At 66.7% G+C, this 21,620-nt stretch carries 19 protein-coding genes; 6 read left to right on the top strand and 13 right to left on the bottom strand.

All coding sequences use genetic code 11. From position 1 onward, the window contains the following. Positions 1–143: 143 nt before the first annotated feature. From DIE08_RS10315 to DIE08_RS35600, 3 genes are all read right to left on the bottom strand, one after another. Positions 144–1,220 (bottom strand): sugar transferase, encoded by a 1,077-nt coding sequence (locus DIE08_RS10315; RefSeq protein ID WP_124901819.1) that lies wholly within the window; start codon positions 1,218–1,220, stop codon positions 144–146. An 841-nt stretch (positions 1,221–2,061) separates the two neighbouring features. Further along, positions 2,062–3,012: a helix-turn-helix domain-containing protein gene (locus DIE08_RS10310; protein WP_260436504.1), complete on the bottom strand. Its 951-nt coding sequence runs from the start codon at positions 3,010–3,012 to the stop codon at positions 2,062–2,064. Positions 3,013–3,141: 129 nt separating this feature from the next. Next, entirely contained in the window at positions 3,142–3,306 is a 165-nt protein-coding gene (locus tag DIE08_RS35600; protein ID WP_185715845.1) for a hypothetical protein, read from the bottom strand. Here DIE08_RS35600 and DIE08_RS10305 point away from each other — a divergent pair. After that, entirely contained in the window at positions 3,305–3,541 is a 237-nt protein-coding gene (locus DIE08_RS10305) for a hypothetical protein (protein ID WP_124901817.1), read from the top strand. The two genes, DIE08_RS35600 and DIE08_RS10305, sit on opposite strands and share 2 nt — an antisense overlap. A 666-nt stretch (positions 3,542–4,207) precedes the next feature. Here DIE08_RS10305 and pqqE read toward each other — a convergent pair. The 6 genes from pqqE to DIE08_RS10275 all read right to left on the bottom strand — a co-directional run bounded on the left by pqqE (position 4,208) and on the right by DIE08_RS10275 (position 9,698). Further along, positions 4,208–5,326, bottom strand: a complete 1,119-nt coding sequence (gene pqqE / locus DIE08_RS10300; RefSeq protein WP_124901816.1) for a pyrroloquinoline quinone biosynthesis protein PqqE — start codon at positions 5,324–5,326, stop codon at positions 4,208–4,210. Between the two features lie 7 nt (positions 5,327–5,333). Continuing rightward, entirely contained in the window at positions 5,334–5,615 is a 282-nt protein-coding gene (gene pqqD / locus DIE08_RS10295) for a pyrroloquinoline quinone biosynthesis peptide chaperone PqqD (RefSeq protein WP_006751646.1), read from the bottom strand. Continuing rightward, positions 5,612–6,331 carry a pyrroloquinoline-quinone synthase PqqC gene (pqqC, locus tag DIE08_RS10290; protein ID WP_059605494.1) on the bottom strand — a complete coding sequence of 240 codons (720 nt, stop codon included), beginning with the start codon at positions 6,329–6,331 and terminating at the stop codon, positions 5,612–5,614. The genes pqqD and pqqC overlap by 4 nt, the downstream gene beginning before the upstream one ends. Positions 6,332–6,333: 2 nt before the next feature. Beyond that, entirely contained in the window at positions 6,334–7,257 is a 924-nt protein-coding gene (gene pqqB / locus DIE08_RS10285) for a pyrroloquinoline quinone biosynthesis protein PqqB (protein WP_124901815.1), read from the bottom strand. Between the two features lie 64 nt (positions 7,258–7,321). Next, positions 7,322–7,396, bottom strand: a complete 75-nt coding sequence (gene pqqA / locus DIE08_RS10280) for a pyrroloquinoline quinone precursor peptide PqqA (protein WP_006410019.1) — start codon at positions 7,394–7,396, stop codon at positions 7,322–7,324. Between the two features lie 292 nt (positions 7,397–7,688). Then, positions 7,689–9,698 (bottom strand): sigma-54-dependent Fis family transcriptional regulator, encoded by a 2,010-nt coding sequence (locus DIE08_RS10275; RefSeq protein WP_124629386.1) that lies wholly within the window; start codon positions 9,696–9,698, stop codon positions 7,689–7,691. A gap of 339 nt (positions 9,699–10,037) precedes the next feature. On the opposite strand from DIE08_RS10275, the gene DIE08_RS10270 reads away from it, so the two are divergent. After that, entirely contained in the window at positions 10,038–11,033 is a 996-nt protein-coding gene (locus DIE08_RS10270) for an alpha/beta fold hydrolase (RefSeq protein WP_124901814.1), read from the top strand. On the opposite strand, the gene DIE08_RS10265 is transcribed toward DIE08_RS10270, so the two are convergent. The 4 genes from DIE08_RS10265 to DIE08_RS10250 form a co-directional block, all read right to left on the bottom strand. Beyond that, complete coding sequence (locus tag DIE08_RS10265; RefSeq protein WP_124901813.1) at positions 11,018–13,318, bottom strand: TonB-dependent receptor; 2,301 nt, start codon at positions 13,316–13,318, stop codon at positions 11,018–11,020. The two genes, DIE08_RS10270 and DIE08_RS10265, sit on opposite strands and share 16 nt — an antisense overlap. Positions 13,319–13,407: 89 nt before the next feature. Continuing rightward, the gene (locus tag DIE08_RS10260) at positions 13,408–13,836 is read right to left on the bottom strand and encodes a biopolymer transporter ExbD (protein ID WP_124901812.1); all 429 of its coding nucleotides are present in this window, start codon (positions 13,834–13,836) and stop codon (positions 13,408–13,410) included. Continuing rightward, positions 13,833–14,552 carry a MotA/TolQ/ExbB proton channel family protein gene (locus DIE08_RS10255; protein ID WP_185715844.1) on the bottom strand — a complete coding sequence of 240 codons (720 nt, stop codon included), beginning with the start codon at positions 14,550–14,552 and terminating at the stop codon, positions 13,833–13,835. The genes DIE08_RS10260 and DIE08_RS10255 overlap by 4 nt, the downstream gene beginning before the upstream one ends. Positions 14,553–14,562: 10 nt before the next feature. Next, complete coding sequence (locus DIE08_RS10250) at positions 14,563–15,354, bottom strand: energy transducer TonB (RefSeq protein WP_260436503.1); 792 nt, start codon at positions 15,352–15,354, stop codon at positions 14,563–14,565. A gap of 531 nt (positions 15,355–15,885) precedes the next feature. On the opposite strand from DIE08_RS10250, the gene DIE08_RS10245 reads away from it, so the two are divergent. From DIE08_RS10245 to DIE08_RS10230, 4 genes are all read left to right on the top strand, one after another. After that, entirely contained in the window at positions 15,886–17,613 is a 1,728-nt protein-coding gene (locus tag DIE08_RS10245) for a methanol/ethanol family PQQ-dependent dehydrogenase (protein ID WP_124901810.1), read from the top strand. An 82-nt stretch (positions 17,614–17,695) separates the two neighbouring features. Beyond that, the gene (locus tag DIE08_RS10240; protein WP_124901809.1) at positions 17,696–18,955 is read left to right on the top strand and encodes a c-type cytochrome; all 1,260 of its coding nucleotides are present in this window, start codon (positions 17,696–17,698) and stop codon (positions 18,953–18,955) included. Positions 18,956–19,030: 75 nt separating this feature from the next. Beyond that, positions 19,031–19,348, top strand: coding sequence for a high-potential iron-sulfur protein (locus DIE08_RS10235; RefSeq protein ID WP_059510566.1), 318 nt, complete (start codon positions 19,031–19,033; stop codon positions 19,346–19,348). After that, positions 19,332–21,218 (top strand): sigma-70 family RNA polymerase sigma factor, encoded by a 1,887-nt coding sequence (locus tag DIE08_RS10230; protein WP_124901808.1) that lies wholly within the window; start codon positions 19,332–19,334, stop codon positions 21,216–21,218. The genes DIE08_RS10235 and DIE08_RS10230 overlap by 17 nt, the downstream gene beginning before the upstream one ends. Positions 21,219–21,620 lie beyond the last annotated feature (402 nt).

Below are 21,620 nucleotides of genomic sequence, written 5' to 3'. Positions count from 1 at the left end.
CTCGCGTCGTGTCGACCGCGAGTACAGCACCCCTGTCGAGACCGGACATGCTTGCTGCCACTGCCTGCTGCTGAACACCGCAGCGCCTGCTGCCGTCACGCGCCGCCACGCATCCTTGCCGACGTACGTGCATGCGGCAGCGGCTAATACGCACCCGAACCGCGCACCACCACGTTGATCGTCCGGAACAAGATGCCGATGTCTCGGCGCAATGACCATTCGCGCACGTAGGACACATCGAGCGACACGCGCGTCGAATAGTCGGTGTCGTTGCGGCCGCTGACCTGCCAGAGCCCAGTCATGCCGGGTTTCGCCATCAGGTAATAGCGCACGTCGTCGCCGTAGCGTTCGAGCTCGGCCTCGACGATCGGGCGTGGCCCGACCAGGCTCATGTCGCCCTTCAGCACGTTCAGCAGTTGCGGCAGTTCATCGAGACTCGTCTTGCGGAGCAGGCGGCCGATCCGCGTGATGCGTACATCGTTCTTCAGCTTGAATTCGCGATCCCATTCCGCGCGAGCGTCGGCGTCGCGCTCCAGCAGCGCCTTGAGCACCACGTCGGCGTTCGTCACCATCGAGCGGAATTTCAGGCACTTGAACCGCCGGCCGTTGCGGCCGACGCGCTCGTGCCCGAAGATCGCCGGGCCGCCGTCGCGTCGCACGGTCCATGCGATGCCCAGCAGTACCGGCGCCAGCATGACGAGCAGCACCGACGCGCCGGCCAGGTCGAAGCCGCGCTTGACCATCCGCTTGATGCGCCCGACCGTCCGGTGGCCGATCTCGAGCTGGCCGCGCAGGTCCGCATGCGCGATGGCTGCCGCACGCACCTGGTCGCCCGCACGCTCGATCATCCCGAAGATCGCGAGCGTCAGCGCGCGGAACGCGATCAGGCCGATTCCGCTGGCGAGCGTCCAGTACACGAACCACTCGCTCGACAGCACGTGCGCACGATGGAGCACGTACAGCAGCGCGGTACTCATGCCCTGAACGACGATCCATGCGAGCACCGTGCGGCCGAGCACGTGCAGCGTCGAGCGCGTGCGCGCGGCCTCGTAGATCCCGCAGGCGGGAAATACCGACAACGCCAGCGCGGCGGCAAACGCGACGAGCGCACCATCGAACAGGGTTCCGCGCGCACCGCCGGTGGCACCGATCAACGCGGGAATGAACGCACCCAGCACGATCAGCCCGATATCGGTCGCTCGATTGATCAACGAATTCATTGATATGAACTCCTAATTCATCATCCAACACCCGTTCGCGGTGCAGCGGTATTTCACGCCTGCCACGCATGTCGTCCGGGGCGTACGCCCGATCTCGCCGCGGCGTGCGGCGACTCGGGCGCATCACGATCCGGCCGGATGCGATGCGCGTGTCACGCGGCGCGCTCGTTGCAGAACCGTTGCTTCAACGTTTCCGCAGTGCATCATATTCGTCGCGACTCGCACTTTTATCGCTTGCGTCCGAATCCGCCTTGTTGATGGCGGAACAAATCAAGGCCGATTCCGCGACCGAATTATTCGCTCTATTTCTCGAATTAAGCGATGTGTGTTCCGTGAACGAATAACGTGCACGCGCAACGATTCATGCTCGAATTTCAATCATGCGGACGACACGTCAATTCATGTCGATTTGCATTTCATTGCACCCGCCATTACCGGCGCATCGGGCAGCGCATGCATCGCCTGGCGCCACCGCAGCCCGCAAGCGAGCATCGGCCGTATCGAATCGACCGGATGCTCGCTCGATGAATAAAAAGGCCTGCACGGTGCGCTCAAGGCGACACGGCAGGCAAAATTCCGAGGAGTGCCGGGGTGCCGCCTCCTCGAAAGGCCAGTCGATAACTTAATCGGTGGAATTACGTTTTTAACGCCGCGTGTCGGACCTCGCCACGATTGTGGCCGAATTCGCCTTCATCGCATGGGACTGTCTTATATCCGATATTTCTCACGCACGAATAACGGCACCGTCATTCGGGAGAAACATGAATTTCCGGATATCGATGTGAATGCGCCGATGCAATTTCGCCACTCGGCAGTGCATGGCGAATGGCAATCGCACCGACTAAGATGGTGCGCCGCTCATCCAGTCGCCGAGGTCCGATGCGTAAAGCATATCCGTCGAAGCGTCGCCGCCTTTTCGTGCGGCCGCCCGATATTCGGTCGGCGAAGTCTGCAGGTGCTGACGAAACAGTTTCGCCATCCGGTCGCCGCTGCCGAGGCCGGTGCGTCGCGCGACCTTGTCCGCCGGGAGATCGGTTTCGATCAGCATGCGGCACGCCTTTTCGAGGCGGATTCTCAACACGAACTCGGTCGGCGTGACGCCGATTTCGTTCTTGAAACGCCGCAGGAAATTGCGCTCGCTCATCGCGGCGGCCTGCGCCGCATCGGCGATGGAAATCCGGTTCTCGCTGTTCACACGCAGATGATGCGCAGCCATCCGGATCAACGTGCTGGCGCGTGCGACCCGTGCGCCGAACAGCACGTCGGTCAGCTTGCGGTTCGCGCCGGACACCATGCACATCACGATTTCCTGCGCGATTTCGTAGCCCATATCCACCCGGACGATCGACAACGCATCGGAGAAGGGCCCGTCGTCTTCATCGCCGGCGGGCTCGCCGTCATCGCGTCCGACGGACGACGCGCCGCCGCCGTCCGCGGCCGGCGCGGCCTTCTCGACTTCCTTCTGCGCGAGATGAATCTGCGTCAGCAATTTGCGGCCGCCATGGCTGCCGCGAACGACGCGCGCACGCTGATGCGCATGCCGGAGCCATGCGATCAACTGCTCGTCGAGTTCGTCGATCCCGCCTTGACCGCTCAACACGAACATCGCGTGCACGGTGCTGGCTTCCAGCGTGCGGGCCGCCTCCGTCCAGATGCCGACGCCCGACGACGAACGGACCGGGCCGCCATGCACGGAATACAACCGCAATTCGTAACGGTCGACGAATGCGCCATCGCCGCGTCCGAGCTGATTGGCGAGTTCGAAAACGGCGGCCAGCTTGCCCATCTGCATGATTGAGAAACCATCGAGCAACAGTACGATTACGCTTGCTCGTTGATGCCCGTCGCCGGCGCTTCTACCACGATTCACGCTTAACCCCGTCGATGAATGATTCGACACTGTTTGCATCTTTGCGGCCCTTTAACAATTTCTTACATTTGTTGTTTTCTGCGCCGCATCATAGGGGCGACCCTCGTCCGCCGATTTCTCAATGTCTGTTTTTGCCGTGTTGTTGTCGGAATCAATCAAGCCCGTGGTATGGCACCATTTATTGAGTTTCGTCACATCCTGCGGGAATTCATTCATGCAATTTCGCGAAAAATTGACCTGCATCAATGCTCCGACATTTGAATCGGAACAGGGAAGCAGGCCAATCTATCTCCAAATGAATGAGAAGAAGCCGAAATCGGTTTGCATGCACCATCGGTTCCAGCTGGCACTGCCGGAACGGACGAAGGGACAGTATCGTGACGGCAATGCGCGGACACTGTTCGGATTCTTTTCAATCGGGCATGGTCGAGTGCCGCTCCGGTTCGAGTGAAGCCGGTCGGTAAACGGAGCGCGCGGCAACACACGCTGGCGTGCCACCGCGCCCGGATCCGGGCCACCACTCCAATTAATCGTGCATTCCGGCGGAATGTTTACGTCGAAACAGGACGCACCGGCCTTGAACGTCATGCGGGCGGCAGTCGACGGAATTGAGCGAGGTTGGTCCTGCGATCGCTGAATGCGAATCGTTGATGCCGCGTTTGCATCGTACACGCTTCGATTTCGCGCAAACGTCCGACGCGGAAATTTTCATCGACGTTAATGAAAATTCGGACTATGTGTTGTCTCGCATCGACAATGAAATACCGGTGTCACCGTCAAATCTTCCGGCATGGCGCCGCGCAAACGTTGTCGCCGAAACGCATTTATCCATGAATTAATACATGGAGTTATCGGTATTACCTGAAATTACTCGAGACTTGTATGCGGGCCGAATCCCTTGTCATTTATCTAACTTGCCGGCACGCATTCGTCATATGGGATCTCGTCCGGCATGCGCTCAAGCGGAAGCACATCCGGATCGAATCGTTTTCATGACCATTGTGTTTCGGTCGAACGGGGAAATCGGTCGCCGGCGAACATGCGCGGCGCATCGATGCGCCGCGCATGCATCAAACGTGCGTTTGAATTTCAGGCATTCGGCGGCTGCACGCGCGGCTCAACGCGCAATCGAATTGGCCGCACTGCGAAAGATCAGCGGACGCTCGTCCTGCCGCCCTGCCCGTCGCGCGAACTGCACGGTCTGTTCGACAAGACCATGATGCGGGGACTTCGCGCAGACCGGATCGGCCTGCGCGGGGTCGCCGGCCAGCATGTACGCTTGGCAGCGGCACCCGCCATGATCCGCATGGCGCTCGTCACAGGTGCGGCACGGGTCGCGCATCCAGCCGTCACCGCGAAACGCGTTGAACGCGTCGCTTTCATACCAGATGTCCTTCAGCGACCGGTCGCGCACGTTCGGCAGCTCGAGACCGGGCAACCCGCGCGCGGCATGGCACGGAAGCGCGGTCCCGTCCGGTGCGACGCCGAGGAACACCGAGCCCCAGCCGTTCATGCAGGCCTTCGGCCGCTGCTCGAAGTAGTCGGGCACGACGAACAGGATCTTGCACCGTTCGCCGACGAGCTTGCGGTAGCGGTTGACCGTTTCCTCCGCTTCGCGCAGCTGTTCGGCGGTCGGCATCAGCTGGTCGCGATTCAGCATCGCCCAGCCGTAGTACTGCGTATTCGCGAGTTCGAGAAAATCCGCGCCAAGGTCGAGCGCCATCTCGATGATCTGGCCGACGTGCGGCAGGTTGTAACGGTGCAGCACGCAGTTCAGCACCATCGGATAGCCGTGCGACTTGATCAGCCGCCCGACGCCGCGCTTGAGGTCGAAGGTGCGCGTGCTGGTCAGGAAGTCGTTCAGCTCGCGCGTCGAATCCTGCAGCGACAGCTGGATATGATCGAGCCCGGCCGCCTTGAGCCGGTCGATGCGCGCGGCATTCAGGCCCACGCCCGACGTGATCAGGTTGGTATAAAAACCCAGCGACCGCGCATGCTCGACCAGCACCTCCAGGTCGTCGCGCTGCAGCGGTTCGCCGCCGGAAAAGCCGATCTGCGCGGCGCCGAGCGCGCGCGCGTCGCTGATCACCGTGCGCCATGCGTCAGTATCGAGCTCCGCGCCGTGTGTCGCGAAATCGACCGGGTTGTAGCAAAACGCACAGTGCAGCGGGCAGCGGTACGTGAGCTCGGCGAGCAGCCACAACGGCGCGGACGGCCGGTTCGGAGCAGGGGTCATGTCCATGTCAGTCGAGCCAGCCGCGCAGTCGCGCATGATCGAGGAAGCGATAGACGTCCGACGCAAGGTCCGACGTGCTGAACAGCCGCTCGAGTTCGTCGATGATGTCGTCGAGCTCGCGCGTGCCGTCGCAGCGCGCGAGTATCTCGCCCGCGCTCGGGTTGAGCCGGACCATGCCTTCCGGATACAGGAGCACGTACGCATCCTGGGCCGCCTCCCACTGCAGGCGGTACATGCCCCTCAGCGAGGGGCGCAGCGGCACGCCGCTGACGGCGTCGTTAGAGTTCATGCGGGATACGCCTTTTCAATCGCATCGAGAATCGACCACAGCACATCCAGCTTGAACGACAGGATGTCGAGCGCGCGCCGTTGCGCGTCCGGTGTCGTGAAATGGCTCAGCGTCACCGCGAGTCCGTGTTCGACGTCGCGTTGCGCGAGCGGCACGCGGCTGCGGAAATACTGCAGCCCGTCCGCCTCGATCCACGGATAGTGGGACGGCCAGCCCGCGAGCCGGTCGAGGTGGATCTGCGGCGCGAACATCTCGGTCAGCGACGAGCACACGGCCTCCTGCCACGGCGCGTGCCGCGCGAAATTGACGTAGGCATCCACCGCGAATCGCACGCCGGGCAATACGTGCGCGAGCGACCACAACGCCTCGCGCTCGATGCCGACCGCCTCGCCGAGCCGCGCCCATGCCTCGATCCCGCCTTCCTGACCGCCGTGACCGTCGTGATCGAGAATCCGCTCGACCCACAGCCGGCGCGTGTCGCGGTCCGGGCAATTGGACAGGATCGCCGCGTCCTTCAGCGGAATGCTGACCTGGTAGTAGAAGCGGTTCGCGACCCAGCCGCGAATCTGCGACGCTGAGCACGCGCCGGTATTCAGGCGGCGGTTGAATGGGTGGTGGATGTGATAGCGCGATTCGAGCGCGCGCAGGCGCGCCTCGAACTCCTGCGCACTCCAGGGTGTCGCGTGCAGCGCCGCGGCCGGAATCGGTGCGTTCATGGTCAGACCTCGAATTGCATGCCGTCGTGGGCGACCTCGATGCCGTGCTCGCGCAATTGCGCGCGCGCGCCGGAGCCGGGGTCGAGAATCGGATTCGTGTTGTTGATGTGGGTGAGGACCTTGCGCGTGTGCGCCGGCAGCAGCCGAAGGCGGTCGATCATGCCCGGTCTCGCCGCATCGCCGCACTGCGCGAGATGCCCCATGTCGGCCGCGTGCTTCGACGACAGGCCGAGGTCGATCATCTCCGTGCCGGTCCAGAATGTGCCATCCACCAGCACGAGGTCGGCGTCGCGCATCGCGGCGCGCACGCCGTCGTCGACGTCGGCGAGCCCCGGCGCGTAGAAAGCCTGCCGGCCGCTCGTCGCGTCTTCGATCAGGAGTGCGATGTTGTCGCCCGGCACGCTCGCCTCCCGGCGCGGCGAATAAGGCGGCGGCTTGCTGTCGACCGGCACGGCGGTGAAGCGGATGCCACCGGCGCCCGGTATCTCGAACGGTTCGCCCGGCGCGATCGTGTGGACGTCGACGCCGCAGTAGTGGCCGAGCAGCGGCACGAGCGGCAGCCCGGTCGACAGGTCGTCGAGCACCGGCGCGCTCGCATACAGCGGCAGCGACGACGTGCGTTCGCGCAGCATCAGCAGGCCCGTCACATGGTCGATCTGCGCGTCGCACAGCACGACGGCGACGATCGCGCTGTCGCGAATCGCGCGAGCCGGCTGCAGGTCGGGGGTGGCGCGCAGCTGCGCGAGGATGTCCGGCGACGCGTTCACCAGCACCCAGTCGACACCGTCGCCGCTGACCGCGATCGACGATTGCGTGCGTGGCACGATGCCGTCGGTGCCGGCCCGCGCACGACGGCAGTTGCCGCAGTTGCAGTTCCATTGCGGCAGTCCGCCGCCGGCGCCCGAGCCGAGTATCTTGATCTTCATCTGCGTGTGCTCCCGGCGCCGCCCGCATCGTGTCCGTCGATGCGGGCGGCACTGTGCGCGTCGATCAGCGGTTGGCGATGTACATCGTGATTTCGAAACCGAAACGCAGGTCGGTATAAGCCGGGGTGGTCCATTGCATGATGTGTCTCCTTGTTGAGTTGGTGAGTCGAAAAAACCGCATCGATCGAGCGGCCGATACCCATTCAGCAAGGAGCGTGCCGGGGCGGCACTTGCGTTGCGCAACGGCGTGCGAAGGCATGCGGCAGCCGCCGGGTGGTCACGGCACCGTCATTCTTACGATTTGCCGACGAGAATATTTCAGAAACCGTCGAGCGACGGTTCATGCCACGCGCGGCCGGTTGAGCAAGTGTTGAATCCTTGAACACCGGGTGTTGCAACCTGACACACCGGTGTGACAGTCGCGGCTTGCGTCAGGGTTCGTCCGGCTCCAGCGCATCCGGTCCGGCGGCCGGCATCTTGCGGTAGATCGTGTTGCGCGACACGCCGAGCGCGCGTGCGGCGGCGGATACGTTGCCGCCGTGACGCGCGAGCGCGGCCGCGATCGCTGAGGCGGCCACGTCCTGCAGCCGCGCATCGCCGGCCGCGGTCGCGAACGCGGGTGCTTCCGATGCGAGCGGCGGAGAAGTACAGGCCTCCTGTGCCGCCGGGCCGCTGTCGTGCCGCACGTCGTCGAAGAAATCGTCCGGCAAATGTTCGCAGCGGATCTCGCAGTCGTCGTCGACCATCGCGGCCGCCGTGCGCAGCAGGTTCGCAAGCTGCCGGAAGTTACCCGGCCACGCGCAGCGCTCGAACAGCGCCATCACGTCGGGCGCAACGCTCAAGGGGCGGCGCCCCGGCCCCGACAGCGTTTCCCGCTGCAGCATCTTCTGCACGACCACCGCGAGGTCCGTGCGGTCGCGCAGCGGCGGCAGGCGCACCACGAGCCCGTTGAGCCGGTAGTACAGGTCCTCGCGAAAGCGGTTCTGCGCGATCATGTCGCGCAGGTCGCGGTGCGTCGCGCAGATGATCGCGATGTCTACGCCGATCGCCTTCGTCGACCCGAGCGGGTTGACGATGCGCTCCTGCAGCACGCGCAGCAGCCGCACCTGCAGCGGATAGGGCATGTCGCCGATTTCGTCGAGAAACAGCGTGCCGCCGTTGGCCTGCAGCAGCTTGCCGGTCGCGCCCTTGCGGCGCGCGCCGGTAAACGCGCCCTCCTCGTAGCCGAACAGCTCGGATTCGATCAGCGTCTCCGGTATCGACGCGCAGTTGACCGCGACGAAGGGCCCGTCGCGGCGCGGCGAGTCGTTGTGGATCGCCTGCGCGAGCAGCTCCTTGCCGGTCCCCGTCTCTCCGGTGATCAGCACCGGAATGTCCTTGCCGATCACCTTGCGGACCTTCGCGATCACCGCCGCCACCTGCGGATCGCCGGTGTCGAGATAGCTGAGCCGCGACAGGCTCGCCGCGCACTGCGCGGCAGGCGGCCGCGCGGCCGGCGCGGCGACGTCGTGCACTTCGGCGGGCCGGCTGCCCTCGGCCCGCAACGCGCGCCGGAACTGCACGCGCGCGCAGACCACAGCGCCGTTGCCGAGGTTCAGCGACACGTGCGGCTCGGTGCTCGCGCGCATCCGGTCGATCAGCTGCGCGCTCGTCACGTCGAACAGCGACGCGAGCGTATGCGCGCGCAATGCGGCGAGCGGCATCCCGAGCTGGAACTGCGCGCTGCGATTGGCCGACAGGAAGCGGCCGTCCGCGGTGAACGCGACGATCCCCTCCATCAGTGTTCCCAGGAATTCGGGGCGGCCGTGAAACGACACCTGCAGCGTCTCCTGGAACGTCGTCGTGAACAGGTGGTTCTCGATCATCTGCACCGACATCTTCGCGAGCGCCATCGTGTGCTGGTGATAGCTGCGATGATCACCCGTCACGTCGAGCACGCCGATCGCGTCGCCGTACGGGTCGAGGATCGGCACGCTCGAGCAGGTCAGGAAATGATTCGCGGCCAGGAAGTGCTGGTCGCCGTGCACGACCATCGGGCACAGCTCCGCGAGCGCGGTGCCGATCGCGTTGGTGCCCTGCCGGCTCTCCGCCCAGTTCGCGCCGGGGCGCAGCGCGACCCGTTCCGCGCGCCGCAAGAAGTCGTCGTCGCCGATCGAATGCAGGATCAGCCCTTCCGCATCGGTCAGCACGATCATGCTCTGCGTATTGACGATCTGCTCGTGCAGCGTCTCCATCACGGGCATCGCATGCACGCACAGCACGCGGTTCTGCTCGCGCTTGAGCGCCAGCGCGGTGCCTGACAGCAGGTCGTAGTCGGGACGTGCCGACGCCTGCAGGCCGAACGTCTCGGACCGCTCATGGGACTTCTGGATCGTCGGCGTCGGCCAGCCGGGCGCATGCGTTGCCCGTGCGTTGGCCGTCGGATGAACGTCATCGCGCATTGTCTCCTCCGGGGATCCTTCCGGTCGGTGCCGGACTTTGTGCTGGATCAAGCAAACTTCGGGCCACGCTGTCGGCAGCGCTTGCGTCGGGCGCCGCGCATCGTCGCCCGGCGCAAACCGAAATGAAAATGAAAGCAACCTCAATCGCATGCGCTGCAGCCGGTGCGACGCGCCGGGGACGTAATATCGCGATTCCACCCGCCGCCGCTACCCGGTCGATCCCGATCGTGGTCGCTGGCGCGATTCTGGCTTTGACGTGGGTCAAGCCCCGGTCTGTTCTCGGGTTCCACCGGATCCGCCCGTCACGGCGTTGACCCGTTACCCTCTTTCCGACACGACATGACGCAGCGACCGCTCCGCCCCGCTTCCACGCCACGACCTGCCCTGTCCCGCGACGCATGCCGGATCGCATGGACCGAAGCCGGCAACCCGCACGGCGATCCGGTCGTCGTGCTGCACGGCGGGCCCGGCAGCGGGAGCCGACCGGCGGTACTCGGCCTGTTCGACCTGACGCGCATGCGCGTCGTGCTCGTCGACCAGCGCGGCGCAGGCGCGTCGACGCCGCGCGGCGGCCTGCGTCACAACAACACGATGCGTCTGATCGGCGATCTCGACGCGCTGCGTGCACGCCTCGGCATCGCACGCTGGTGCGTCGTCGGCGGGTCGTGGGGCGCGGCGCTCGCGCTCGCCTACGCGGGGCGACATCCATCGCGCGTGACGAGCGTCGTGCTGCGCGGGTTGTTTCTGACGTCGTCGCGCGAAGTGCGCGGCCTGTTCGTCGGCTCGCGCGCACGGGCGCCGCGGGCCTGGCAGCGCCTGATGGCCGCCGCCGGCACCGCGCACGCCGATCGCCTGATCGCATGCTGCGCGCGGCGTCTCCAGTCAGGCACCGGCGCGGCGCGGCAACGCGCGGTCGCGCTCGCATGGAACGCGTATGAGGATGCGATCCTGACCGGGCGACCGGCGCGCGCCACGCGGCCGACGCGACCCGCCGTCGCCGGACTGATCGACAAATACCGGATCCAGGCGCACTACCTGCAACGCAACTGCTGGCTCGGCGAGCGCCGGTTGCTGGCGCTGGCGCGGCAGGCCGCTCAAGCCGGCGTGCGGTTGCATGCCGTGCACGGCACGCGCGACCGCGTGTGCCCGGTCGACAACGTCGATCGGCTCTCCCGCGCGGTGCCGGCGGCCGTCGTCGAACGCGTGCCGGCCGGGCATCTCGCGAGCGACGACGCGCTCGCGCGTGGCGTCGCTCGCGCGGTACGCAAGGTGCTCGACGTCACGGCAGCAGACGCACCGCAACACGTCGAGCCGCCCGTTCAGTCCCACGCATAGCGGGCGCCGACCCACGCGCCGCGCGGCGCGCCCGGCCCGACGAACTGCTCGTTGACGGGGTTGATCCCGTCGAACGAATGATTCGGACCAGCGAAGACGTTCCGGCCGATTATCCCGAAGCTCGCGTAGCGCTTGTCGAGCAGGTTGGTGATCGACGCGAACAGCTGCAGGTGCGTCGTCACCTGCCAGATCGTATCGAGGTCGATCAGGACATAGCCGGGCACCTTGCCGTTCACGTCCTGGTTGTTCTCGTCGCCTCGCGCGAACACGCCGCTGCGATACGTGATGTTGGTGCCGACGTTCCACTTCGGCGTCGCCGCATAGTCGAGCCGCAGCTTCACGGTGCTCGACGGAATCCCGGGAATGCGGTCGCCGGAGCGAACGACGATGTTGCCTTGCGCATTGGCGCTCGAATTGCTCGCGCTGCTTTCGGTCCACGTCGAGCGGTAGGTGGCGTCGACATAGCTGTAGCTGACGCCGATCCCGACCGGCCCCAGCCGCGTATGGCCCGCAAGCTCGAAGCCTTGCCGGCGCGTCTTGCCGACGTTCTGGAAATAGCCGAGCGTGCTCGCGCCGCCGTTGCTGCTGATGAACTGGATGTCGTCGTCGAGCGTCGTGCTGTAAACGGCCGCGGTCCACATCGTCGCCGGGTCGACCCGGCCGCGCGCGCCGAACTCGACCGTCTTCGCGATCACGGGCTTCAGCGCCGGATCTGCGAGAAAGTCGTTCGGCAACGAGCACGGCGCGGCCGGATCGGCGCATGCGAGCTCAATCGCGGTCGGCGAGCGCATTCCTTCGTTGTACGTCACATATGCGGTGAAGCCGGGCACCGGATTCCACGTGACGCCGACGGCCGGGTTGAACCGCGAAAACGTATGACGCGCGGTGAGCAACGGCTGCAGGCCGCTCGCGTCCTCGATCGCCGCCCGCGACCAGTTGTAGCGCCCGGCCAGCGTCAGCGACCATTGACGTGTCAGCGCCAGCGTGTCGTCGAAGTAGACGCCGTAGTTGGCGTTGCGCGTCTTCGCGCGCGTCTTCCGCGTGAAGTCGCCGATGCCGACCGTCGCACGCGTATCCGTGAACATTGCATCCTGCGACGACTGCTCGAAGCCCGAGTTCGCGAGATCGGCGGATGCGCCCACGATGAACTGGTTGTCCATGCCCGCGAGCTTGCCGAGCAGCGTCAGTTGCAGGTTCGCGCCGTAGCTGTCGGTCGTGATCACCGAGCGATCGTTGGCCGCCTGCACCGTGTCGACAGCGCCGCTGCCGTCGACGCTGCCGAAGTCGTCGTTCACGTTGCTGCTGGTGTTGGTGTTGCGGTAATGCCGGTAATAGATGTTGCCGCTGAGCTGCACGTGGTCGTTGAACGAATGGTCGCCCGACACGGTGACGTACGCGGCGCTGTTGCGATTCAGGTCGGGATACGTATAGGCCTGTGCGCGATTGTCGAGAAACGAGCGCGGAATCGTCTGCGAGCCTTGCAGCGCATTGTCCGCGCCGCCGGCCGAGATCGACAGCGTCGTATCGGCGTCGGTGTAGCGCAGCTTGCCGAATCCCTGCCGCACTCGGCTCGCATTGTGATCGGCCCAGCCGTTGTCGTTCGCGACGTTGCCCGTCACGTAGTAGTCGAGGTTGCCGCCGATGCGCCCGCCCTGCTCGATCTGCGCGGTCTTGCGTCCCCACGAGCCCACCGACACCTGTGCGGCGCCGCCCGGGCTCGTCCGGCCGTTCTTCGTCGTGATCGCGAGGGCGCCGCCGAGCGTGTTGAGCCCGTAGGTCGGATTCGAACCGGGAATCAACTGCATCGTGTCGATCGCCGCCTGCGGGAGGAGATCCCAGTTCACGACGTCGCCGAACGGCTCGTTCACGCGCACCCCGTCGACGAATACCGACAGCCCCTGCGGCGTGCCGACGATCGGCGACGCCGTGAAGCCGCGGTAGTTCACGTCCGTCTGGTACGGGTTGCCCTGCGCCTCGTTGATGTCGACGCTCGACACGTTCTTCTCGAAGTAGTCGGTCAGTACGCTGCCGTGCTGCCGCATGATGTCCTCGCCGCGAATGGTCTGCACGTTGGCCGGCACGCGCGACAGCGGCGTGCCGATCCCGAGCAGCGGTGTCGTGCCGACGACGACGATCGGTGCGAGCGTCGGCGCATCGACGTTACCGGCCCGTTCGACCTGCGCCGACGCCGGCGTCAGCCAGCCGCCGAGCATGCCGCCGAAGCACAGCGTGACGCCCGCGCGCCGGGCGACGAAGCGGCGCTTCGCCCCATCCGTTTCCTTCATCTCCACGTCTCCTCTTTTCTTGTCTTAGCTTTGTTATATCGTTGTCCATACCGTTATATCGCCGATCGTCCCAGCTGACGTCGATCGCTTCATCGCGCCGTACCGGCATCGCCACCCGCCGTCGCGATCGCGACATGCGAGACACGCGCGCGTCCGATCGACGCGATGACGCCGGCCACTGTGCCGAACGACTCGTTTCGGTCCGCGTACAAGCTGACGCTCGTCCCCGGGTTGCGCGCGACGCGGCGTGCCAGATCGGCCTCGACCTCGGCTGGCGTGGCCGGCGCGCCGTCGATACGGACGGCGCCGTGCGCGTCGACGGTCACGGTGACGGTCGATGCATGCGTGTCGTGCGCTGGGGCGGCTGCTTTCGGCAGGTCGATGCGGATCGCATGCGTCATCAGCGGCGCGGCGACCATGAAGATCACCAACAACACGAGGACAACGTCGACGAGCGGTGTCACGTTGATCTCGCCGAGCGGTTCGCCCGCCTCGGCTTCGCGGTCATCCGTCCTCATACGGCCGCCCGACGCACGGGGCCCGCGTTGCTCGCGGCCGCGAGCGCGGCATGCACCGGTGCGCCGATCCTGAACCGCCGCTGCTCGGCCAGCGCGATCAGGTCCTGCCCGAACTCGTCGAGCCCGGCCGTCACGGTCTTGAGCCGCCGCAGGAACAGGTTGTAAGCCAGCACGGCCGGAATCGCGACGCCGATGCCGATCCCGGTCGCGACCAGCGCCTGGCCGATCGGCCCCGCGATCGCATCGATGCCGTTCGCAGCCGAGGCCGTCATCGACTGCAACGTGTTGACGATGCCGAATACGGTGCCGAACAGCCCGACGAACGGCGCGACGTTCGCGATCGACGCGAGCACGGTCAGCCCGCGCTCGAGCGACCGCTGCGCGCGCCGGATCTCGCGCGCGAGCGTGCGCTCGAGCAGGTCGCGGCGATCCCACGCAACCAGCACGGCAGGCGCGTCCGGCCCGGGCGCGTCGAGATCGCGCAATGCGACGAACACGGCACCCTGCAGGCGAGCGTTCAGGCTGGCACACACATCGTCGTCCGTCGGCATCCATAGCGTCGCGCGATCGCCGCAGCGCGCGGCAAAGCGGCGGTTTCCGAGCGCGACGCGTACATACAGCATCGCCTTGACGACGATCAGCGTCCAGGTGATCGCCGACAGCACCGCGAGGAGTGCAAACGCGCCGATGACCGCGTAGTGGATGTAATCTGACATGACGGATTCCTTAGTTTCCGAGTTTGAACACGACCGGCACACTGACCCAGCCGTCGATCGATTCCGTGCCGCGTTTCGCCGGCACGAAGCGCCAGTCCGTGACCGCCGCGACGGCGGCATCGTCGAGCGCGTCGTGTCCGCTGCTCGCCGACAGTCGCACCTGATCGGGCCGACCGTTCGCGAGCACATGCACGTTCAGAATCGTGGTGCCTTCCCAGCCGCGCCGCTGCGCGACGTCCGGGTAATCGGGCGCGGGGTTGCGCAGGTAGGCGGCCGCGAAGCGCGGTGCGGTGACGGGTTCGGGTGCGGCCGAGGACTGCGCGACCGGCGTCGCACGCGCGGGCACCGTCGCGGCATCCGCAGCGGCATGTGCGGCGGCAGGCTGAGCCGGTTCCTGCTCCGGCATGGTTCGCCGACGTTCACCGTCCGGCGGCACTGCGGCGGTTGCGGCAGCGAGCTTGCGCGAAGGACCGGCAGGATCGGCCTGACGCGTTGCGGCCACACTCAGCCGAGCCGCTCGATGTACCGCTGTTTCTCGGCTCGAATGCGACGGCATACGCGCGGGGGGAACCTGTGTCGCGACATCCACCCGACGATGCACGCCAGATTCTGCAACCCGCGCGGATTCGCTCGCGTCCACCTCGACGGCGAGTGCGCGAGGCAGCGTCGTCCGTCCATCGGGCACCCATGCGTGCCACAGCGCGGCCATGATGGCCGCATGGGCGGCAAATACCGTCAGCGCGACGGCTCGCAGCGGTTCGCGGGCGCGTGCGGGCTGCAGCATGCCGATCGTCGTCGCCACATACGGGGTGGCAGGCGCGATGCCATGTGCGCGTGCGACCACGCGGCGGCGTTCGCACCTGCGAGCGGCATCGGACGAAATCGGGACATGCATGGCGGTCTCTCGCTGCGCGGAATCATTGCCGTGTCGAACGGCAAGAAGCATGCCGATGCGTGCAACGCCCTGCCGGCAGCCGATCGAAGCCGACACGCATCGATATGCAACCGCGCACCTGTTGCAGTTCGAGCCACCCCTGTTGCGCCTGTGTCAATTTGGATCAACGAGGTGACGCCTTTGGCCGCGCACCACACTGTCATGTTTCGCAACACTCCACCCGCGGCTGTCCCCGAACGCAACACACGCGGATCATCCGCGCCACGCCGCGCATGTCGCCGCGGCGCGCACAACCGGCCGCTCCGCCTTGCGCGACAGGGCGCGCGCCTCAATGGCATGCGATTTGCGTGATTGGCTGCGCACTGGACCCGGATCCCCACCCTGCCGGCCCGGCCATGTGTTGGCCGCGGTGCGACCACAATGACTCTGGAGACAACCATGAAAAAACTCTCGGCTTCGACGAGCCGACTGGCAACCATCGGAATCGCGGCGGCGGCCGCGATCGCCTTGAATCCCGGCCTGGTGGACGCTGCCGCGGATTATCCGGCCGTCACGTATCAGCGGCTCACGGATGCGCAACGCGATCCGGGCTGGCTCACCTACTATCGCACGTACAACGGCCAGGCGCATTCGCCGCTCAAGCAGATCGACGCGTCGAACGTGAAGCAGCTCACGCAGGCGTGGAGCTACAAGTTTCCGGCCGAGCTGAAGCAGGGTTTCGAAGCCACGCCGATCGTCAACGGCCGCTACCTGTTCGTGACCACGCCGAAGGACAACGTGTACGCGTTCGACGCGGCCACCGGCGCGCAATTGTGGAAATACGAGCCGAAACTCGGCGCGGAATCGTTCAAGACGGCCTGCTGCGACGTCGTGAACCGCGGTGTCGCGCTCTACGGCAAGAACGTCTACGTCGCGATGCTGAGCGGCGAGGTGGCCGCGCTCGACGCGCAGACCGGCGCGCTCGTGTGGAAGAAGCAGATGTTCGAGCCGGGGCTCGGCTACGCGTTCTCGCTCGCACCGCTCGCGCTCGACGGCGCGATCGTCGTCGGCAGCTCGGGCGGCGAATACGGTGCACGCGGCTTCATCGCGGCGCTCAGCCCGAACGACGGCACGCTGCTGTGGAAGCGCTTCACGATTCCCGGCCAGGGCGAGAAGCACGGTGACACCTGGCCCGACGGCATGCAGGCGCACGGCGGCGCACCGGCCTGGTTGACCGGCACCTACGATGCGGCGACGCGCACGCTGTACTGGGGCGTCGGCAACCCGGGGCCGTGGCTCGCGGACTTGCGCCCGGGCGACAACCTGTACTCCGATTCGCTGCTCGCGCTGGATCCGAAGAACGGCGACCTCAAATGGCACTACCAGTACACGAAGCACGACACCTGGGACTATGACGGCGTCAACACACCCGTGCTCGCGACGATCAAGTACAAGGGCAAGGAGCGCGACGCGATCATCCACGCGGACCGCAACGGCTACTTCCATGCGATCGATCGCGACACCGGCAAGCTGATCTATGCGGAGCCGTTCGTGAAGGCGACGTCGGTCACCGGCTACACGGAAGACGGCGCGCCGATCCAGGATCCCGCGAAGTATCCGAAGGTCGGCACGACGATCGACACGTGCCCGAGCTTCCTTGGCGGAAAGAACTGGTGGTCGGTGTCGTACGACCCCGTGCGCCATCTCGCGATCGTGCCGGCGCTGCATGCGTGCATGAGCCTGTCGGGCAAGTCGGTCAACTACATGGAAGGGCTGCCGTATCTCGGCGAAGGCTTCGAGATCAAGCCCGAGCCGGGCAGCGAAGGGTACGGCGAACTCCAGGCGATCGACGTGAACACCGGCAAGAAAGTGTGGAGCCACTGGAGCAAGCTGCCGTGGAACGGCGGCGTCGCGACGACCGCAAGCGGCCTCGCGTTCAGCGGCTCGCTCGACGGCCACCTGTACGCGTTCGACGTCTCCACCGGCAAGGTGCTGTGGGAGAGCCCGAAGCTCGCGAGCGGGATCATCGCGCAGCCGTCCGTCTTTGAAGTCGACGGCAAGGAGTACGTAGCGGTACTCGCCGGCTACGGCGGCGCGAATCCGATCTGGGGCGGCCCGATGGCCAAGGCGGCGGACGACGTGCCGCGCGGCGGCACGCTGTACGTGTTCGCCCTCGACCGCGGCTGATCGGCATCCGGCCAACCGTATTGCGCCCGCGCCGCCGGCGCGGGCGCCCCTCCCTTTCCCGTATTCAACCGAGCGTACGATCATGAACATCCGACTTTCCCGCCTCGCCGTGGCCTGTGCGCTCGCGGCAGGCACGGCGCTGACACCGGCGCTCTCCACGGCCGCGACGGCGGTGCGCGTCTGCTCGCTGCCGGGCACGCCGACGGCCGCGCTCGACAAGGCCGTCGCCCGCGAGGCGTTCCGCACGGCCGGCATCGCCGCGAACTTCTCCGGGCACGACGCGGGCGGCAACGACGACGACGGCGTGTCCGCGCATGAGCTCGCCGGCATCCTCGAACACGACTGCGACGTGCTCGCAGGCTTTCCGCGCTCGGCCATCGCCGACGCATCCGATACGAAACTGCTGTTCTCGCAAGGCTACCTGCGCTCGGGCTACGTGAGCGTCACGCGCCGCGATGCCGGCGCGCCGGCCACCGGCCGCGAAATCGTCGCGGCGACCTACGCGAGCCCCGCGCAATTGATCGCGGTTCAGCAGAAGAACGCGCGCTTCGATCTCGAGAACACGTCCGAGCAAACGGTCGACGCGGTCGCGCGCGGCCGCGCGCATCGCGCAATCGTCTGGTATCCGGCAGTCGTCGCGTATCAGGCCGCGCATCCGAAACAGGCGTTCCGCATCGGCGCGACGTCGTCGCCGTATGCGGAATGGCAGCTCACGTTTGCGTTCGCGCCGCGCTCGGCCGAGTTGCAGCAACGTATCGACGCGGCACTCACGCAAATGAAGAACAACGGCCGGCTCGCCGCGCTGACCCGCAAGTGGGCGCTGCCCGGCAGCGCGCTCGAAGCGCACGAGTCGCGCATGCCGTCGCGTTTCCTCGACGGCGCGACGGCGAGCGCAGGCCGCACGCCCGGCAACCTGCTGCGCGCGCGCAACGTGAGCGCCGGCGGCGGCTTCATCCGCGTCGGCGCGAGCACCGGTGACGCCGCGCCGTCCTTTGACGCGGCCCAGGTCTCCCACGGCAAGGAAATCTACGGCAATGCGTGCGCCAAGTGCCACGGCGCCGATCTCGAAGGCAACACCGCGCCCGCGTTGAGCGGCCCGTCGTTCGCGCCGTTGTCGCATTCGCACCTGACGATCGGCGGCGTGTTCGGCTACATGGCGACCAACATGCCGGCGGACCAGCCGGGCAAGCTGAAGGACGACGAATACGCGGACCTGATGGCCTTCCTGCTCGCGTCGAACGGCTATGCCGCCAGCAAGGACAAGCTGACGGCCGATACCGCACATGCGTCGACCGCGCCGCTCGTCGCCGGTCCCGCCGCGCACAAGGACGCGAGCCAGTAATACCGGGCAAGCGGCTTCGCCACGCAATGCAAGCCGCTCCCTTCACCACGATTTCATCTTCAACAGGAAACGACCGTGACGTACCCGACCTCCCGCAGAACCTTCATCATCAACGCCATCGGCCTGTGCGCGACGCTCGCCGCCGCACGCACGGCATGCGCGGCGCCGCCGCTGGTCGACGAGAACGACCCCGCCGCGAAGACGCTCGGCTATCGCGCGCATGCGTCCAGCGTCGACGCCGCGCAGTTCCCGAAATACCAGGCCGGCCAGCGTTGTGCAAATTGCCGCTTCTACAAGGGCGAAGCGGCAGATACCGCCGGCACGTGCCCGATGTTCGCCGGCAAGCTGGTCGCGGCGGACGGCTGGTGCAACGTGTATGCGAAGCGGGCGTGATGCTTCGCGCGACGGGCTGCCGGCGCGGCACGCACCGGCGCCCGCGGCCGGCAGCGACGACGGCGCGACGGCGCACGCCGTCGCGCATCTCCACGCACTGATCGCGGCCGGCCTGTCGCGCGGCTTCGTCACGCGCGCCGACATCATCGACGCGCTGCCCGACGACGATGCAAGCGAAAGCAGTCTCGATGCGGCCGCCGCCGTGCTCGCCGAACTCGGCATCGCGGTGTCCGAGCGCGCCGATACCACGAGCGGCTGGACGCTCGACCGCTACTTCCGGCCGGCCCCGCCCGCGCGCGCATGGGCCGACGGCGACGGCACGCTCGCCGCGGCCGACCTGCTCGCGCCGCGCACGACCGATCCGGTCCGGCTGTACCTGCGCGAGATGGGCACGACGCCACTCCTCACGCGCGATGAGGAATTCGCATACGCGCAGCGCATCGAGCGCGGCCGCGCGGCGTCGGTCGCGGTGCTGTGCGGCGACCCCGATGCACTCGACGCGCTCGTGTCGATTCGTACCGAGATCGCCGAACGCCGAGCCGCCGCATCGACCTATGTGATCTTTCTCGCCGACGACCCGCGCGACGCTCGACCATCCAATAACGCCGATGCGGGCGGTTCGCCCGCCTCCATCGGTGAGCCCGGTCGCGACGACGAGGCGCCATCGGAGGATTCGGCCTGGCGCGACGCGGTACTGACACGGCTCGCCCGCATCGACGCATTCGCGGACGGCATTCGGGCCGCGCTGGCCTCGGGCGGCACCGCGTCTGGAGCGTATCGCATGCACGTACGCGACGCCGCGGCGCTGCTCGGCACGCTGTGCCTGTCCGCCCGCGCACTCGAACGGATGAGCGAACCGTTGCGCAGCCGCGCACGCCGGCACCGCGCGCTGCGGGGCCGGCTGGCGCGGTTGTTGGCCGACGTGGGCGTTCCGCCGTCGTTCGCGCAGACGGGCCACGACGATCACGCCGGCTGGCTCGCGTCGTGCATTGCGGCGCATCCGGCCTGCGGGCCGACGCTGACGCGACGTGCAGCCGAATTCATCGACGCACGCGTCGCGATCGTGCGCGATGCCCCGGCGTCGGAACTGCCGCCCGGCGCGACCGCGTCGCTCGATGCCAGGCTCAGTGCGATCGAACGCGCGATGCAGCCGGCGAAAACGGGCTTGTTCGACGCGAACCTGCGGCTCGTCGTGTCGATCGCGAAGCGCTATCCCGATCGCGGGCTGCCGTTCGCGGACCTGATCCAGGAAGGCAACATCGGCCTGTTGAAGGCCATCGAGCGCTACGACTACCGGCGCGGCTTCCGGTTCTCGACGTACGCGACCTGGTGGATCCGGCAGGCGATCACGCATGCGCTCGCCGACCTCGGCCGCACGATCCGCGTGCCGACGCATACGGTCGACGCGCTGAACAAGCTCACGCGGCTCGCGCGCGAGCATCGGCAACGCGCGGGCACGGCCGCGACGCCGGCCGAACTTGCCGTCCACATGGGCGAGCCGGTCGACAAGGTGCGCGATCTGCTTGCGATCGTGAAGGAACCCGTGTCCGCGGACCTGCCGGTTTCGCCGGAAGGCGACATGACGTTCGCCGACGTCGCGCCGGACCTGTCGTCGCCGTCGCCCGAGGACGCCGCCGGCGCCACCCAGTTGCGCAACACGATCGCTGCCGCGATCGACCGGTTGCCGCCGCGCGAGGCGATGGTTCTCCGGCTGCGCTACGGGCTGCACGCGGACGAAGGCTGCTCGCTACGCGACATCGGCCGCCAGATGAACCTGTCCGCGGAACGCGTGCGGCAGATCGAGGCGTCGGCACTCACGCGCCTTCGCGCGTCCGACGCGCTCGGCGTGCTGCGGTCGTTCATCGCATAGCGTGACGTCAATCCCACGGTGCACGCGCAGTGCGTCGTGTTGACGTCTGCAACACCCGCTGCTGCATTTCGACGCAACATGCAGGCCGACGAGATCGCCGATCGTTCTGTCGTTCATTGATTTGCAGTGCAGATCGATCGACGAAAGCCGCTCGACGACGCGCATGCACGCCGTTCAGGCCGAACACCCGCACGATTGGCATGCAAGTTGCGTTTCGAGAGTCAGACCATACCCAACGATTTGCATGGAGACCATCTTGACCGCCCTCGTATCGATTCTTCAGGAGCGCCGAATCTTCGAACCGCCGGCCGACACGCGCGAGCGCGCGACCATTTCCGGCATGCCGGCCTACCAGGCGCTTGCCGCCGAGGCCGAGCAGGATTACGAGGGCTTCTGGGCGCG

It is taken from the genome of Burkholderia sp. Bp9004 (assembly GCF_003858025.1).
Lineage (GTDB): Bacteria > Pseudomonadota > Gammaproteobacteria > Burkholderiales > Burkholderiaceae > Burkholderia > Burkholderia diffusa.
The sequence above is the reverse complement of the archived record's forward strand: the minus strand, read 5'-3'. Positions and strand labels throughout refer to the sequence as shown.

Coding starts and splice junctions, on each gene's coding strand:
- DIE08_RS10240 (WP_124901809.1), top strand. CDS start 17,696: ATGAACATCCGACTTTCCCGCCTCGCCGTGGCCTGTGCGCTCGCGGCA.
- DIE08_RS10245 (WP_124901810.1), top strand. CDS start 15,886: ATGAAAAAACTCTCGGCTTCGACGAGCCGACTGGCAACCATCGGAATC.
- DIE08_RS10260 (WP_124901812.1), bottom strand. CDS start 13,836: ATGAGGACGGATGACCGCGAAGCCGAGGCGGGCGAACCGCTCGGCGAG.
- DIE08_RS35600 (WP_185715845.1), bottom strand. CDS start 3,306: ATGAATGAATTCCCGCAGGATGTGACGAAACTCAATAAATGGTGCCAT.
- pqqC (WP_059605494.1), bottom strand. CDS start 6,331: ATGAACGCACCGATTCCGGCCGCGGCGCTGCACGCGACACCCTGGAGT.
- pqqD (WP_006751646.1), bottom strand. CDS start 5,615: ATGAACTCTAACGACGCCGTCAGCGGCGTGCCGCTGCGCCCCTCGCTG.
- pqqE (WP_124901816.1), bottom strand. CDS start 5,326: ATGACCCCTGCTCCGAACCGGCCGTCCGCGCCGTTGTGGCTGCTCGCC.
- pqqB (WP_124901815.1), bottom strand. CDS start 7,257: ATGAAGATCAAGATACTCGGCTCGGGCGCCGGCGGCGGACTGCCGCAA.
- DIE08_RS10265 (WP_124901813.1), bottom strand. CDS start 13,318: ATGAAGGAAACGGATGGGGCGAAGCGCCGCTTCGTCGCCCGGCGCGCG.
- DIE08_RS10270 (WP_124901814.1), top strand. CDS start 10,038: ATGACGCAGCGACCGCTCCGCCCCGCTTCCACGCCACGACCTGCCCTG.
- DIE08_RS10230 (WP_124901808.1), top strand. CDS start 19,332: ATGCGAAGCGGGCGTGATGCTTCGCGCGACGGGCTGCCGGCGCGGCAC.
- DIE08_RS10310 (WP_260436504.1), bottom strand. CDS start 3,012: ATGCAGATGGGCAAGCTGGCCGCCGTTTTCGAACTCGCCAATCAGCTC.
- DIE08_RS10275 (WP_124629386.1), bottom strand. CDS start 9,698: ATGCGCGATGACGTTCATCCGACGGCCAACGCACGGGCAACGCATGCG.
- DIE08_RS10255 (WP_185715844.1), bottom strand. CDS start 14,552: ATGTCAGATTACATCCACTACGCGGTCATCGGCGCGTTTGCACTCCTC.
- DIE08_RS10315 (WP_124901819.1), bottom strand. CDS start 1,220: ATGAATTCGTTGATCAATCGAGCGACCGATATCGGGCTGATCGTGCTG.
- DIE08_RS10305 (WP_124901817.1), top strand. CDS start 3,305: ATGCAATTTCGCGAAAAATTGACCTGCATCAATGCTCCGACATTTGAA.